The sequence below is a fragment of the Limisalsivibrio acetivorans genome (genome assembly GCF_000421105.1).
Classification (GTDB): domain Bacteria; phylum Chrysiogenota; class Deferribacteres; order Deferribacterales; family Geovibrionaceae; genus Limisalsivibrio; species Limisalsivibrio acetivorans.
The window spans coordinates 346,065-360,885 of sequence record NZ_ATWF01000001.1; the positions used below are offsets into that span (position 1 = coordinate 346,065).

Annotated in this window: 13 protein-coding genes; 9 read left to right on the forward strand and 4 right to left on the reverse strand. The window is 50.1% G+C overall.

Annotation, left to right across the window (positions count from 1 at the left end):
- Window positions 1-79 precede the first annotated feature (79 nt).
- The 3 genes from K300_RS14185 to pdxA are packed head-to-tail and all read right to left on the reverse strand — an operon-like array spanning window position 80 to window position 2,445.
- Window positions 80-700, reverse strand: coding sequence for a 3'-5' exonuclease (locus tag K300_RS14185; RefSeq protein WP_022849928.1), 621 nt, complete (start codon window positions 698-700; stop codon window positions 80-82).
- Complete coding sequence (gene rsmA / locus K300_RS0101675) at window positions 681-1,499, reverse strand: 16S rRNA (adenine(1518)-N(6)/adenine(1519)-N(6))-dimethyltransferase RsmA (RefSeq protein WP_022849929.1); 819 nt, start codon at window positions 1,497-1,499, stop codon at window positions 681-683. The genes K300_RS14185 and rsmA overlap by 20 nt, the downstream gene beginning before the upstream one ends.
- Entirely contained in the window at window positions 1,483-2,445 is a 963-nt protein-coding gene (gene pdxA / locus K300_RS0101680; protein WP_022849930.1) for a 4-hydroxythreonine-4-phosphate dehydrogenase PdxA, read from the reverse strand. The genes rsmA and pdxA overlap by 17 nt, the downstream gene beginning before the upstream one ends.
- A gap of 154 nt (window positions 2,446-2,599) precedes the next feature.
- On the opposite strand from pdxA, the gene K300_RS0101685 reads away from it, so the two are divergent.
- From K300_RS0101685 to K300_RS14190, 9 genes are all read left to right on the forward strand, one after another.
- The gene (locus K300_RS0101685; protein ID WP_022849931.1) at window positions 2,600-5,428 is read left to right on the forward strand and encodes an anaerobic glycerol-3-phosphate dehydrogenase subunit C; all 2,829 of its coding nucleotides are present in this window, start codon (window positions 2,600-2,602) and stop codon (window positions 5,426-5,428) included.
- Entirely contained in the window at window positions 5,413-6,675 is a 1,263-nt protein-coding gene (locus K300_RS0101690) for a hypothetical protein (protein WP_022849932.1), read from the forward strand. Before K300_RS0101685 ends, K300_RS0101690 begins: the two co-directional genes overlap by 16 nt.
- Window positions 6,672-7,409, forward strand: coding sequence for a hypothetical protein (locus K300_RS0101695; RefSeq protein ID WP_022849933.1), 738 nt, complete (start codon window positions 6,672-6,674; stop codon window positions 7,407-7,409). Before K300_RS0101690 ends, K300_RS0101695 begins: the two co-directional genes overlap by 4 nt.
- Before the next feature lie 90 nt (window positions 7,410-7,499).
- Window positions 7,500-8,903 (forward strand): bifunctional D-glycero-beta-D-manno-heptose-7-phosphate kinase/D-glycero-beta-D-manno-heptose 1-phosphate adenylyltransferase HldE, encoded by a 1,404-nt coding sequence (gene hldE / locus K300_RS0101700; protein WP_022849934.1) that lies wholly within the window; start codon window positions 7,500-7,502, stop codon window positions 8,901-8,903.
- Between the two features lies 1 nt (window position 8,904).
- On the forward strand, window positions 8,905-9,843 hold the full coding sequence (gene rfaD, locus K300_RS0101705; RefSeq protein ID WP_022849935.1) for an ADP-glyceromanno-heptose 6-epimerase: 939 nt from the start codon (window positions 8,905-8,907) through the stop codon (window positions 9,841-9,843).
- Between the two features lies 1 nt (window position 9,844).
- Window positions 9,845-10,885, forward strand: coding sequence for a glycosyltransferase family 9 protein (locus tag K300_RS0101710; protein ID WP_022849936.1), 1,041 nt, complete (start codon window positions 9,845-9,847; stop codon window positions 10,883-10,885).
- Window positions 10,878-12,299 (forward strand): undecaprenyl-phosphate galactose phosphotransferase WbaP, encoded by a 1,422-nt coding sequence (gene wbaP / locus K300_RS0101715; RefSeq protein WP_022849937.1) that lies wholly within the window; start codon window positions 10,878-10,880, stop codon window positions 12,297-12,299. The genes K300_RS0101710 and wbaP overlap by 8 nt, the downstream gene beginning before the upstream one ends.
- Window positions 12,300-12,303: 4 nt before the next feature.
- Window positions 12,304-13,614, forward strand: a complete 1,311-nt coding sequence (gene miaB / locus K300_RS0101720) for a tRNA (N6-isopentenyl adenosine(37)-C2)-methylthiotransferase MiaB (protein ID WP_022849938.1) — start codon at window positions 12,304-12,306, stop codon at window positions 13,612-13,614.
- Between the two features lie 18 nt (window positions 13,615-13,632).
- A complete protein-coding gene (locus K300_RS14190) occupies window positions 13,633-14,058 on the forward strand; it encodes a bifunctional nuclease family protein (RefSeq protein ID WP_022849939.1) in 426 nt (141 codons plus the stop codon).
- Here K300_RS14190 and K300_RS14195 read toward each other — a convergent pair.
- A complete protein-coding gene (locus K300_RS14195) occupies window positions 14,055-14,810 on the reverse strand; it encodes an ABC transporter permease (RefSeq protein WP_022849940.1) in 756 nt (251 codons plus the stop codon). The genes K300_RS14190 and K300_RS14195 overlap by 4 nt on opposite strands.
- Window positions 14,811-14,821 lie beyond the last annotated feature (11 nt).

Genomic DNA, 14,821 nt, shown 5'->3' on the forward strand with positions numbered 1-14,821 from the left:
CGGCGGGCTTAGTAGTATAAGTATGATTGTTATTAAAACAGTAAAATTCTATTTGTGTTCTATCATTTTTGCAAGTGCTTTAAGCGGGCCAGCGGTAAAATGATCCTTTTGTGTCATTGTAAAGTGCCTCGGGAGTCTCTATTCCTCTGGCATACAGCTCTTTGAAGCAATTTGCCAGAAGGAGTGCGGTATGTGCCGCATCGAAGAGTGCTCTGTGCCTGTATGTTGCGGGGAGGGGTACATCCAGCTCAAGGTTTCTCATAAGGCTATCAAGGGAGTAGCTTGGCAGACCGGGAAAGGCGGCTCTGGCAAGTTTCACTGTATCGATAACCATGGGGGGCACATCCCCGAGTGAGTGTTTATCAACGCAGTGCATTATGAATGAGCAGTCGAACCTTGCGTTATGGGCTGCTACAATGCTTTCGCCTGTAAATTCAAGAAAGGAGGGTATAACCTCCCTGTCGGTGGGCTTCCCCTTAACCATGGTACGGCTGATTCCGTGCACTGCATAGGCCTGATAGGGGATGCTGCATTCGGGGTCGATGAGTGTTTCGAATCTTTCGTTAAGGTTTATCTTAAAGCCCGGTTCCACACGAACTGCGGCTATCTCCAACAGCTTAGCCCCTTTTTTGGGTGATATTCCGGTGGTTTCCGTATCAAAAACCGTAAATGTAAGCTCGTCAAATCTCGTTGTTTTCATTTATTATCCTGAATAGCTTTATGAAATCCTCCAGCTCCATTTCCTCCGCCCGTATGCTCTCCTTGAAGCCTGCACGTCTTATGAGTTCGGAGGCATTTCCGTGGGCGGCCATGTTGTTGCGAAGGGTTTTACGCTTCTTCTGGAAGCAAGTACGAACGAAGGTTAGGAACCGCTGTTCGGTTTCACTATCCTCAAGCTGTCTCTCCCTCGGGGTGAAGAGGAGTATGGTTGAGGTTACCTTTGTGTTGGGCCAGAATTGTCCGCCCGATATGTCACGCACCTTTTTCTTGGTGTAGTAGTAGTCGGTTAGTACGGTTATGGAGGAGTAATTCCTCGTTTTAGGTTTTGCATTGATCCTGTCCGCAACCTCTTTCTGGTACATGAACACCATGCTTTTGGTGCGGCTGTGGAGATCTGTGCATCTTACGGTGATATCCACAGAGACGTTATAGGGGAGGTTGCCCGCTATGATTAGATCCTCACCCTCAATAAGGCTGAGATCCGCTTTGAGGAAATCCTCGTTGATAACGGAGAAACCGGGGTATATATGCAGATATCTTTTCAGGAAGGAGGCTAGATCGCCGTCTATCTCCACAGCCTGTACACTGGCACCCCTTTCAAGGAAGCGATGGGTGAGCACTCCGCAGCCGGGTCCTATCTCCATCACATTGCTACCTTTTCCAACTCCCGCACTTTCGGCGATAAGCTCGAGTATGTGGGGATTGGTGAGGAAGTGCTGACCGAAGTATTTCTTTGTTCTTCCCGCTTCGGATTTGAATATGCTAAGCAGATCGAGCATTTTCCACCATCTTAACAGCGGTTGTGAACGCCTTTTTAAGGCTTGAGTAACCGGCGGTGTTTTTTCCTGCAATGTCGAAGGCTGTGCCGTGATCCACAGAGGTACGTACGATGGGAAGATTCAGCGTTACGTTAACAGCCTCCCCGAAGGCTTCCATCTTGACAGGGATCATCCCTTGGTCATGGTACATGGCAACGACAAAGTCGTATTCACCCTTGAGCGCCTTTGGGTAAACAGAATCTGCAGGAAGGGGACCATCGATGTCTATCCCCTTCCTGCGCAGTTTGCGGATCGCATCCTTAATAAAGGTCTGCTCCTCTATACCGAGAGCACCGTTATCGCCCGCATGGGGGTTAAGACCGCAGACGGCTATCCTCGGTTCTCTGCCGACAAAGAAGGGGCCCGCTTTATGGGCGTTTGTTACGGCGGTAATGATCTTATCCTCGTTCAGGATCTCGGGAACCTCAGCGATGGCGTGGTGGGTAGTCGCTAGAACGCTTCGGATCTTCTCTCCCACAAGGAGCATGGAGAAACTGGTGCTTCTGGTGAGGTAGCCGAGGAACTCGGTATGTCCCGGGTAGGGGTATCCTCCGAGCTGGATCGCCTTCTTATTTATGGGGCAGGTGCATAGCGCATCTGCATTGCCGCTCATGCACATGTCGACACCCTTTTCTATGAACATCATGGATGCTTTACCGTACTCCCCTCTGATAGTTCCGGGGATAAGCTCGAATTCTTCGGTAGCATCGGGTTCTTCAATAATTATGTCTTCGGGTATATCCCGTCCAAGAATTTTCTTGAAGGCGTGTTCCATAATGAACCTGTAGCCTATGAATACGGGCTCTGCAATTCTGTTTATCTCTTCATCAAGGGCGAGCTTGGCGGCAATCTCCGGGCCTACACCTGAAGGGTCACCTATGGTTACAGCAATTCTTATCTTTTTCATGACGGTAACGATAATCCACCAGTGTCTTATTTGGCAAGCATTATGATCACTAAACGGAGGAATTATGGGGATAAATTCACTTTCAATTTTTGCGTTTTAAACTATTATTAATACTTAACCGCTAAACTGATACGATCTTATGTGAGGAGATGAAATGCCCCAGCTTACGAGAAATATCTTTGAGGAACTATCGGATAACATAAAGGGTGATGTATACACCGATACGGTGCGCAGATACCTCCATTCCACAGACGGAAGTATTTTCAGGGTGGAGCCCGCCTGCGTTATCTATCCCCTGGACAGGGAAGATGTTCTCGCCGTAACGGCCTTTGCCACACGCTACGGACTCTCAATACACTCCAGAGGAGCCGGTTCCGGCCTTTGTGGTTCGAGTGTGGGGCGTGGTATTGTCCTCGATTTTACCAAATACATGAACAAGCTTATAGAGATAGACTCCGAAGGGAAAACCTTCACCTGCCAGCCTGGCTACCGGTTCGGAGAGCTGGAGGCGGAACTTAAGGGTAAGAATCTCTTCTTCCCGCCGGATCCCTCAAGCGGTGAATATGCCAGCTTCGGGGGCATGTACGGAACAAACGCCAGCGGAGCCCATTCGGTTAAATACGGCAACGTATCGGATTATATCGAGGATGCGGAGATTGTTTTCAGTGACGGTCTTGTCACAACCATAAAAGAGATCGAACAGACTCCCTATGATAAACTTCCTCCACGCTTCAGAAGGTTATTTGATCTTTATGAAAGGAACAGGGAGACCATAGAGAACGGCTACCCCGATGTTAAATACAACGTTTCCGGCTATAACCTACGCTCCCTAGTGGAGGATGGTCAGCTTAAGCTCGGTAAGCTCCTTGGCGGTTCCGAAGGGACCCTTGCCATAGTTACCCGCATGACCTTCCGCCTCCATGAAAAGCCCCCTTACGACAGCCTCGTTGTTGCCTATTTCGATGATATCGTCAAGTCCGCAAAGGCTGTTCAGGCGGTTCTGCCCTCCGGTCCTTCCGGTATTGAGATAATGGATAAATCCCTGCTGAACCTTGCACGTGAATCCGACGAAAAGCTCAAGAAGGCGATACCCGAGGGTATCGACAACGTTCTTATGATCGAGTACGACGGCTTTGATGAGAACGAAACGAGGGAGAAGGCCGAAGAAGCTATGAAGACGGTGGAGCATCTTACCACCGAAGCGAACGTCGCCGCCAGTGCCGATGAGAAGGCAAAGTTCTGGGCTGTGCGCAAGGCTGCGGTTCCGATACTCTATAAACTGCAGGGGCGCAAGAAGATCATCGCTCTTATTGAGGATGCCGCTGTACCTACGGACAACCTTGTGGAGTACTTCGAAGGGATCTACTCCCTCCTTGAAAAACACGGGTGCGATTTCGTCATTTACGGCCATATAGCCAAGGGGCTCCTCCACACAAGACCCCTCCTTGATATGAAGGATCCCCACGATATAGACCTTCTCAAAATTCTTGCCGATGAATTGTTTGAGCTGGTTAGCTCCCTCGGCGGAGTCGTGAGCGGTGAGCACGGGGACGGCAGAATCCGCTCCACCTATGTCAAGGACCAGTACAAGGACCTCTACGGCTGTTTTATGGAGACAAAGAGCATCCTTGATGGTGACTTTCTTCTCAATCCCGATATAAAAACCATACATGACCCATATCAGATGCAGAAGTTCCTCCGTTTCGGCTCGGACTACGGCAGCAGGGATCTCACCGGGAAGATGCTGGTATGGAACGAAGGGTTCACCGATGAGGCTGAGAAGTGTCACGGGTGCTCAAAATGTACGACTGTTACCACCGCAACCCGCATGTGCCCCGTTTTTAAGGCCACAAGGGATGAAACCGCCGCCCCGAAGGCGAAGGCGAACGTCCTTCGTGCACTGATCAGCGGCGCCATAGATAATGAATCCCTCTATGAGCAGGCCTTCCAGAGCGTCATGAATAAATGCGTCAACTGCGGAAGCTGTGTTATGGAGTGCCCCTCTAACGTAAATATCCCGAAGCTCGCCATCGAGGCGAAGGGGCAGTATGTTAAGCGTGTCGGAGCACCCCTTGATAAGAAGATAGTATCAAGCTGCGATCTTATGGGTAAATACACCCATAAGGTGAGCCCGCTCATCGCCGCAAGTATGAAGCTCAAGCTTAACCGAAAGGCTATGGAGCTTGTTACAGGTGTATCAGCCGAGCGTCCCTTTGTATCTTTCAAAGGTAAGTCCCTCTATGAAAGACTGGATGGAAGAGAGTTTGGCGAAGGTGGGGATCTTAAGGTAGTTTACTTCGCAGGGTGCTACGCCGGATATATCAATCCGGAGATTGGCACAAGCGCAGTGGACGTTCTCGAAAAGCTCGGCTGCAGGGTAAGCGTTCCCGAACAGGTCTGCTGCGGTGTCCCCTTTATTTCCAAGGGTATGCTTGAGGAGACGAGAGCCAGGATCAAGAAGAACCTTGATAAATGGGGTGATATGGTCAAAGAGGCGGATCATGTCGTTGTTACATGCTCCTCCTGCGGGCTTTCACTTCTGAAAGAGTGGGCATATATGCTAAGCGATGATATAATAAGCGAGATCAAAGAGAAGACGATCCATATAAGCACTCTGGTAAACCGGAGGCTTGACAGGCTTGATATGAAGGAGTGTGGCCTCAAGCTTGCATATCACAAGTCCTGCCATCTGAGGGTTCAGAAGGATGATAACGCTTCCGTTGAGATGCTGGGTAATATCCCCGGCGTTGAGGTGGAGGATATGAACAGCTCCTGCTGCGGTATGGCGGGAAGCTGGGGAATGATGGCGGAAAACTATGAAACCTCTGCTAAAATAGGCGAGCCTATGCTGCGTAAGCTGAATGCCGCACACTGCGACTACGGTGTTACCGACTGCCCCACATGCACCATCCAGATGGAGCACATGTCGGATAAAAAGATAAAACACCCCGTTGAGGTGCTTGCACAATGCTTGAAAGACTAGGGGGAGTATCCAGAGTATTTCCCGTTTACATTACGAAAAACCTTGGGGCCGCATTCCTTGCGGCCATCCTTATTTTAGTCTCGGCACCTTCTGCCCGCAGTGCAGAGGGTGACTACCTTGTGGGGCTTAACGCCTTTCGGGACGGCTTATATGAAATCTCCGAGATGAGCCTGAACGAGTATCTTGCCGATGCATCGGAAACAGCAAAGATTAACTACAGCAAATACCTCCTTTACCGCATAAAAATAATCGGCGAAGACTACAAAGAGGCCTATGCGTACTTTCAGCAGATCGAGGATGTGCAGGATGAGCGTTTCGACAGGGTACAGATGCTTACCGATCGTATGCGCATGCTTGTAAGGCTCGACTGTACGGGTGCGAAAACTTATCTGCAGGAGGATGCAGGGCCCCGGAGGATCGATATATATGTTGATTCCGAATGCCCGGTGGATTCGGATGTTGCAGACATTGTGGCGGATAAGGGGAGAGGAACGGATGTGCGTGTGAACGCAGCCCTGGAGATAAAGGACCACCCTGAATCGGTCAAAAAACTCTTTAACTCCTTGAATGAGAAGAAGCTTAATAAATCCCAGGCACGTTTTTTCGGACACTACTTCTACAAGAACGGAAACTTCCCCGACTTCTGGGATGTATACGAGGTTTATAAGGACAGGGATATCCTGTCTCTGGCCTTTTCCCGGGTGTGGGATCTTAAAAAGTATAAGATCTATACAGATATATACGAGCTCCACGGCGACAAGTACAACTACGACAAAGGTGTATACTGCCGAGCTATAGAGGCATACAGAGAGCAGGACAAAAGCTTTGACTGTTCCCTTGCAGACAGGTGTATCCCCGGCGGTGGACGTGAGTTTGTAAGGCTTAAAACCGCCTGCCTTGTGAAAAACGGAGGCGAAGGTCTCACAGAATTCGTGGATGGTCTTTCGGATGAAAGGCTCATAGATATATGCGACTACATACCGTACATGATAGATAAGAAACTCTATCCCGGCGATTTCGATGTCCTTAGCGGCTGTTCCAACAGAGAGAGCATTGCGCAGATCCTGCTGGACAGTGAGCGGTACAAAGAGCTTGAGTCTCTTATGCAGGATGCTGATGAGGACAGAGAGCGTTACTTCCTTGCCATGGCAAAGATTAAGCTTGGCAAAACCGATGAAGCGAAGGGGATAACCGCTAAGGTTAAAGCCGAGGATATCAAGGCGTATCTGGAGAGCCAGCTTCAATGAGCAAACGGTGGAAAAGGGCGATAATAGCCCTGACTCTCGGTTTTATACTGGCCGCTGCGGGTATATACAACACCATGCAGGACAAGAGCTGGGATTACTACCGGGAGGCGAAAAAACTTTACGAGGAAGAGCGGTACTACGAAGCCCATGAAACTGTGAAGCAGGCGCTGGACGAGAACCAGTACAACCGCCGTGCACTCATACTCAAGGGTGATCTTTATGCTATCATAACCGGTCTTGAAAATCTCAAAAACGCTAAAAAGCTCTACCAGCAGGGTATGAATCAGGCGATGCAGGGTGAGTACGATAAGGCAAAGCTCAGCCTGTCCCGTGCCTATGACCTTGCGGATAATGTGCCATCGGATTCGGTCTCCTACGAGGAGGCACTGGAGCTTATGAAGAAGATAGCCTCCGAATCGGAAACGGTTCTTAACAAGGCCCCCGAACAGCAGTTCAAGCGAGCTCAGAGACTATTTGAACAGGGTTACAGTGAGCGTGCCTTTGAGGCGCTTAACACCCTTCCCGAACAGACCGAGCGCTCCATGCGCCTTCGGAGTGAGATAGCCTACAGGATTGGTTCAGAGAGGTATAACGAGCTCCTCGAAAGACAGAAACCGAGCGATGTTGAGCTGAACGATGCTTTGTACTGGCTGGAGCAGGTACGCCCCGGTGACCCTAACTATCAGGAGTCTCTGCGCAAGAAGGGCCGTCTGCGTGAGATGCTGTCGGAGTAACTGATTGAGTTAATCCTATCTTCGTGCTAAAAATACCCCCTGTTCCACACGGAACTGATAAAATTTCATGAATTTATGGAGATAGAAAGGATGAAGGTTTACGATTTTACCGGCGTTAAGGTGCTGGTTGTCGGAGATATAATGCTGGACAGGTACTTCTTTGGAAGCGTGGGGAGGATTTCCCCCGAAGCACCTGTACCCGTGGTTAAGGTAAACAGTACCCGGGACACCCTTGGCGGTGCGGGAAACGTTGTGAGCAATATAGCCCATCTGGGGGCTGATGCCGTTGTACTTGGTTCCTGCGGCAGGGATGAGAATGCGGAGCAGGTCCGCTCCCTCCTTAGCGAGATTGGGGCGGAATGCAGTTTCATTGAGCGTGATTTCCCCACAGTGACCAAGCTTCGTGTTGTGGGGGAGAAACAGCAGATAGTTCGGCTCGACTTCGAGGAGCCCGCTCCTCTTCAGTCTGATGATATGGAGGAGATGCGCCGGCGTGTGGATGACTCCATAGATGGGTGCGGTGCTGTGATACTCTCCGATTACGGCAAAGGTGTATGTACCGATGAGGTATGCAGATATATAATCGGCCGCTCCATAGGCCTTGAGATACCCGTTATCATAGACCCCAAGGGGCATGACTGGACACGCTATAAGGGGGCGGATATCGTTACCCCCAATGTGAAGGAGCTCGGCGAGGTCGCCGGGAGAAACATCCCGAACGAGGACGATGAGATAATCGAATGCGCCCGTGAGGTTATCGAACGTTTCGGTGTTAAATCCATTATAGTAACCCGATCCCAGAAGGGGATGAGTATTATCACCGAGGAGAGCGTTGTTCATATACCCACCGTTGCCAAGGAGGTCTACGATGTCTCCGGTGCGGGGGATACGGTGGTTGCCACATTGGCCGCTTCCCTTTCCAGAGGTGCAAGCCTCGAGGAAGCTGCGATCACAGCCAATAAGGCGGCGGGTATCGTTGTTAGCAAGATGGGCACCGTCCCCGTTAAGATCGACGAACTGAACAGTCTTAACACAAGGCGTTCATATATGACCCTTGATGAATTCATGGACGAGCTGGAAGGGCTTCGTGGCAGGGGGAAGAAGGTTGTCTTCACCAATGGATGCTTCGATATCCTCCATAAAGGTCACGTGACCTATCTCAAGCAGGCCAAGGAACTGGGGGATGTGCTTGTTCTCGGGCTTAACTCCGATGAATCGGTGAGAAGGCTCAAGGGTGAATCGAGACCTGTTAACAGCGAAGAGGACAGGGCGGAGGTTCTGAGCGCTCTGGAATCGGTGGACTACGTTGTACCCTTCGGTGAGGATACCCCTGCGGAGATGCTCTCCCGTATTAAGCCCGATTTCCTTGTGAAAGGGGGGGACTACACCCCAGAAACTGTTGTGGGGCGTGAGTATGCCGCAAAGACGGTAATAATCGACTTTGTGGACGGCTATTCCACGACTAAAATAATCGATAAGAGTAAAGGAGAATAGAATGTATATAGTAACAGGCGGAGCCGGATTCATCGGCAGCAATATTGTGAAAGGGCTGAACGACAGGGGGATAGACGATATCCTCATAGTCGATAACCTTTCAAACTCTCAGAAGCACCTGAACCTTAACAGGCTTAAATACAGAGATTATGTTGATAAGAAAGATTTTTTCGAATTCCTAGGCTATATCGAGGAGGATATCGATGTTATCTTCCATCAGGGAGCCTGCTCCAACACCATGGAGACGGACGGCCGCTACATGATGGAGAACAACTACGAGTTCAGCCGTGAACTCCTCCTCTTCGCCCTTGAGAAGAAGATCCGCTTCATCTATGCATCCTCCGCCTCAATTTACGGCAACGGGGACGACGGCTTTGTTGAAGCGGAGGAGTGCGAGTATCCTCTGAATATCTATGCCTTCTCCAAGTTCAGCTTCGACAACTATATAAGAGGGCTCGGCAAGCTTAATTCCCAGGTTGTGGGGCTTCGCTATTTCAACGTATACGGTCCCCAGGAGAATCATAAGGGGAGTATGGCTTCCGTTGCATATCACTTCTTCAACCAGATGAAGGAGGACAACAAGGTCAAGCTCTTTGAGGGGAGCAAGGATTTCCGGCGGGACTTCATTCACGTTCAGGATGTTGTGGATGTTAATATGTTCTTCTTCGAAAACCCCAAGCTCTCAGGCATCTTCAACTGCGGAACTGGAAAGGCAAGAAGCTTCTTCGACATTGCAGAGGCTATGAAGGAGAGCTATCCGGATGTTGAGGTTGAGTTTGTTCCCTTCCCCGAGAAGCTTAAAGGGAAGTATCAGGCATATACCCAGGCGGATCTCTCAAAGCTTCGTGAGATTGGCTATGAGGGGGATTTCCGAACCCTTGAAGAGGGTGTTGGAGAGTATTTGATGGTGCTGGAGAATACCGGCGGATATATAAAGTAATATGGGCAGAACAGGGGGGCTAATACGCTTTCTGGACAGGTATGTGCTGCCCCCTTTCCTGTTCTCACTTTCCGTCTTCAGGATAAAACGCCCAATCCCCCGGAGCCTCAGGCGTGTTCTTTTCATAAAGAGCGCAGCCATAGGTGATACTGTGTTGATCTCTGCAGTGGTGGAGGATTTTCGCCGAAGCTTCCCCGGATGCAGCATTGTATTTGTCACAGGGCACGATAACGCACCTTTGGCAGGGATGATAGACGGGGTAGACAGGGTTGTGCCAGTTAACCACAAGGACCCCGTTGGGGCATTTCGTACCGTGAGGGGGCTGGGGGAGTTTGATCTGGCCATTGATTTCGGTTCATGGCCACGCTTCGATGCACTTCTAACGCTCTCATCAAAGGGGAAATGCCGTATCGGCTTCCGTACGCCCTCCCAGTACAGGCACTACTGCTACGATATAACCGTTCCACACTCCGGAACGCTCCATGAGCTTGATAATTACCGATGCCTCATAAAACAGGTGGGTGTCACCACAGGAGCAGAACCGTCCATAGGGCTTGATAAAGAGCCTGAAAAGGGGGATGTTGTTGTCTTCCACCCATTTTCCGGTGGAAGGCTTGCGGCGAAGAAGGAATGGCGGGATGATAACTGGGTAAAGCTGGCTTCCATGCTCGGAAATTGCGATATAGTCATCACAGGAGCAGCCAAGGATGCCCGAAGGGCGGAGGAGCTGGCGAAGCTGTGCGGAGGTAGGGCGTTCACGGGTAATAGCCTTGAGGATACGGCACGGCTTCTTGTCTGCTCTAAGCTTGTAATCAGTGTTAATACGGGTATAATGCATCTTGCGGCGGCTCTTGGTTGCCGTGTTGTGGATATATGCGGACCCGTCCGTCCGGACAGGTGGGGTGGATGCGGTAACGTAATATCACTGGCATCGGGCAAGCCTGTCATAAGCCTCGGTTTCGAGGATGTTAAGGGTTTTCCCATGGAAGAGATTACGCCGGAGCGTGTTTACGAGGCGATAAAAAGGTTGAGTGATGGCTAGGCGCAGTTTCTTTATCTTTCTTATTATCATAGATTTGCTTGCCTTTTATACTTCCCTTGAGGCGGCGGTGCTTTCAAGAACCGCAGTGGATGTTCTTTTCCCCGGGGTCATAGATTTCGAGTTCTCATTTGCCTACTTTGCAGGTCTCTGGTGGATCCCTCTCATACTCCTTGGAACCATCTCCTACAAAGGGCTCTACGGTGGCAGACAGCCCGCCATGGAGGAGGCAAAGAACATTATGGGCGCTGTAACCTTCAGTCTGCTCATAGTCTTTGCCCTCGTATCCATCGGTCGCATGACCGATATGGTATCACGTCTTACGCTTTTCTTTCTCTGGTTCTATTCCATGCTTATCTTCCCCCTTCTCCGCATAGCAGGCAAAAGGGTTCTTTTTGCTCTAGGGGTGGGTACGGATAAAATCCTTGTTGCCGGATGCGGTGCAGATTCCGCCTCTGCCGCTGAGGCGATTCTGGCGGAGAGGAACTACGGGTATGAGATATACGGCTTCTACGGGAAGCTTGAATGCGGCTCAAAGACTTTGCGGGCGGCGGGGCATGAATACCCAGTATACACCGGCGGAATCGATTCACTCCTCGAGGCTGTTAATACAGTGGTTTTCGTGGAGAGCGAGTTTACCCAGGATGAGATAACCGAGCTTACCACAAAGGTGCGCAGGCGGATAAAGGGTATTGTAACCGTTCCCGATGCAGGACGCGGGATAATGATGAACAGTGAGTTTCATTACCTCTTTCGCCACAGGACATTCTTGCTTAAGGCGAAAAACAACCTCGCCTCACGCTTCAATAAATACGCCAAGAGAGCCTTCGACATAGCCTTCACCCTAGCAGTTCTCCCCTTTGTTGGGCTTATCATGCTTGTTGCGGGGATACTCATAAAGCTGGATTCGAGGGGGAACATCTTCTACAGCCACGAGCGGGTGGGGGAGAACGGAAAGAGGATTCGTGTACTCAAGATGCGTTCCATGTATACCGATTCCGCCGAAAGGCTTGAGCATATCCTTAAGAACGATCCAGTGAGGGCAGAGGAGTGGAGACGGAGCCGCAAATTTAAGAATGACCCCCGCATAACCAAAGTGGGGCGAATCCTGCGCAAAACATCCATTGACGAAATGCCCCAGTTTATCAATGTTCTAAAGGGTGATATGAGCGTCGTGGGTCCCAGACCCATAGTGGAAAGCGAGATAGAGGAGCACTACGGTAAAGACGGCGAATACTACCGCATGGTTAAGCCCGGTATAACAGGGCTGTGGCAGGTAAGCGGCAGGAGTGATACTGCATACGATGATCGTGTCCGCCTGGACAGCTGGTACGTTATAAACTGGAGCATATGGCTCGATATACTGATAATTATGAAGACCCTCGGGGTTGTGATAAAGAAAGAAGGAGCATACTGAGAAATTGAGCAGGAGTTTTTATATAAGCACCTACGGGTGCCAGATGAACGAGTACGATTCGGAAAGGATAGGCGCATTCTTCACCGCCATGGGCTTTTCACAGGCAGATTCCCCCGAGGATGCGGACTACTGCCTTATAAATACATGCAGCGTAAGAGAAAAACCCCAGCACAAAGTCGGAAGTGAACTCGGGCGGCTTAAGCAGCTTAGAGGGAAAAATCCAGAGCTTAAGATAGGCGTGTGTGGATGTGTTGCCCAGCAGGAGGGGGAGAACCTTATCAAATCCTTCCCCCAGACAGACTTCGTCCTTGGAACCGATGCCGTGGGAAGGCTTCAGGAGGCTGTAAGCCTTGTGGAGAAGGGGGAGAAGGTCTGCTTCACCGAGATGGATTCCGGCGAGCTCACTTTGCCCGGTTTTGAGAGGGAAACAGGCCCGAGCGCCTTCGTTACGATCATGAAAGGGTGTGATAACTTCTGCTCCTATTGCATCGTCCCCTATGTACGTGGGCGTGAGAAGAGCAGGGATGTCTCCGAGATACTGGATGAGATAAGCTATCTTACAGATAAAGGTGCCCGGGAGATAACTCTTCTTGGACAAAATGTGAACTCATACGGAAAAAACCTTGAAGAAAAAATAGATTTTCCACAACTTCTAACTAAGGTGAGTGAGATTGAGGGTGTGAAGAGGTTACGCTTTGTGACATCCCATCCAAAGGATTTCTCACATGAACTTGTTGAGGCTGTTAAAGATATTGACGTGGTTTGTGAAAGCCTCCATCTCCCGCTCCAGGCGGGTTCCGATTCTGTACTGAAGAGGATGAACCGGAAGTACACCTACGGGGAATATCGTGATAAGGTTTTGGCAGCAAAAGAACAGATCCCGGGGCTTGCTCTTTCCTCAGACTTTATTGTAGGATTTCCCGGAGAGACCGATGAGGATTTCCGCCGAACCATTGATTCGCTGGAGGAGATACGCTACGATACCCTTTTCGCCTTCAACTACTCCGTTCGACCCGGAACCGGTGCGGAGCGTTTTGAGGATGATGTGCCCCTCTCCGTTAAGAAGATGCGTCTGGCCGAGCTTCTGGATGTGCAGAGGCGTATCTCTATGGAGAATTCCACCCGTTTCGAGGGGGAGAGCGTTGAGGTTATGGTAGAAGGGGCGAGTAAGCGTGATGCAAAACATTTCACTGGAAGGAACAGGCAGAATAGGGTAGTTAACTTTAAATCTGACAGGGATCTCAAGCCGGGGGACTTCGTTATGGTCTATATAGACGAGGCAAAGCCGAACAGTCTCCACGGAAGGGTAAGATAACTTAAGAGGATTGGAATTATGCAGGAAGTGACGATCAAACAGGTGCTGAAGGAGCCTATTACCCAGCGGTATATGGTACTGCTGGAGTCCTTGGATTCATTAACCGTTCTCCCTATCCCCGTCGGAAGCGACGGCGCAAGAATGATTCATAAACGGCTCTGCGGTGAAAATACCGATGAGAGAAACCTGATAAACTCCATCGGTTTCCTTTTGAAGGGGCTGGATGATGTGAACGTGGACAGGGTTGTCATTGAGGATTACGTTGACGGAGTTTTCACAGCCAAGCTCTACCTTAACGTTGAGGGTGTTGAGAAGGATATAGACTGTCGCCCCTCCGATGCAATCCGTTTTTCACTCAAAATGGATGTACCCCTTTACGTAAGTGAAAGAATAGTTACCGGAAAGACAGGGAGCCGAAAGCTCTGTTTCCAAAAGGAGTGCTAGGAGTTTTCATCCGCAGGGCGCAGCATAGCCGCCGACATAACGGTGCTGCGGAAGAGTGTTGTGCCTATTATACCAGTAAGGATGCTTACTGAGATTATCATACAGAATATCGCTATCTGAAACGATACGGCGTAAACAGGGCTTGCTCCAGCGAGCAGCATTCCCGTTGCCATGCCGGGTATGAAAACCACACCCGCCGTTGCCATATTATTAATAACCGGAATCATGCTCATCCGTATGGAGGCCTTCTCCACAGACTGGAGCGCCTGCTTCAGGTTTGCACCCAGAGCGATTTTACCTTCGATTATATCTATGCTCTTCTGAACCTCACCCTCGAGCCTGTCCACCATAAGTGCATAGGTATTCATAGTTTTGCCGATGGCCATCCCTGCGACGGGTATCGCCTTCTCTATCTCAAAGGGGATGATACGCAGAAAGTACATGAGGGATAGTGTCAGTCCGGATGATATGAGTATGGTGAGAAAGGCGGTTTTGTAGCTCCCCAGCCTCTTGTTTGCCCTCTGCCTTGCGGCATGGGTAGCGAAGGTGGTCATGAAAAGTATAACAAGGATTATCCATGCCGGGTGCTCAAGGGCGAAGATATATTTAAGGGCATACCCCAGAAGAATAAGCTGGATAAAGCCCCGTAATGTTGAGATAACCGTAGTCTTCTCCAGACTAAGCTCATACCGCCAGCTGAGATACACAACAAGGGCTATGAGAACCGTTGAGCCTATATAGATGCTGAGCATTCCGTCTATTT

What these genes read in the sequence shown, in the direction of transcription:
- K300_RS14185 (WP_022849928.1), bottom strand. Translation starts at nt 700, where the DNA reads ATGAAAACAACGAGATTTGACGAGCTTACATTTACGGTTTTTGATACG.
- rsmA (WP_022849929.1), bottom strand. Translation starts at nt 1,499, where the DNA reads ATGCTCGATCTGCTTAGCATATTCAAATCCGAAGCGGGAAGAACAAAG.
- pdxA (WP_022849930.1), bottom strand. Translation starts at nt 2,445, where the DNA reads ATGAAAAAGATAAGAATTGCTGTAACCATAGGTGACCCTTCAGGTGTA.
- K300_RS0101685 (WP_022849931.1), top strand. Translation starts at nt 2,600, where the DNA reads ATGCCCCAGCTTACGAGAAATATCTTTGAGGAACTATCGGATAACATA.
- K300_RS0101690 (WP_022849932.1), top strand. Translation starts at nt 5,413, where the DNA reads ATGCTTGAAAGACTAGGGGGAGTATCCAGAGTATTTCCCGTTTACATT.
- K300_RS0101695 (WP_022849933.1), top strand. Translation starts at nt 6,672, where the DNA reads ATGAGCAAACGGTGGAAAAGGGCGATAATAGCCCTGACTCTCGGTTTT.
- hldE (WP_022849934.1), top strand. Translation starts at nt 7,500, where the DNA reads ATGAAGGTTTACGATTTTACCGGCGTTAAGGTGCTGGTTGTCGGAGAT.
- rfaD (WP_022849935.1), top strand. Translation starts at nt 8,905, where the DNA reads ATGTATATAGTAACAGGCGGAGCCGGATTCATCGGCAGCAATATTGTG.
- K300_RS0101710 (WP_022849936.1), top strand. Translation starts at nt 9,845, where the DNA reads ATGGGCAGAACAGGGGGGCTAATACGCTTTCTGGACAGGTATGTGCTG.
- wbaP (WP_022849937.1), top strand. Translation starts at nt 10,878, where the DNA reads ATGGCTAGGCGCAGTTTCTTTATCTTTCTTATTATCATAGATTTGCTT.
- K300_RS14190 (WP_022849939.1), top strand. Translation starts at nt 13,633, where the DNA reads ATGCAGGAAGTGACGATCAAACAGGTGCTGAAGGAGCCTATTACCCAG.
- K300_RS14195 (WP_022849940.1), bottom strand. Translation starts at nt 14,810, where the DNA reads ATGCTCAGCATCTATATAGGCTCAACGGTTCTCATAGCCCTTGTTGTG.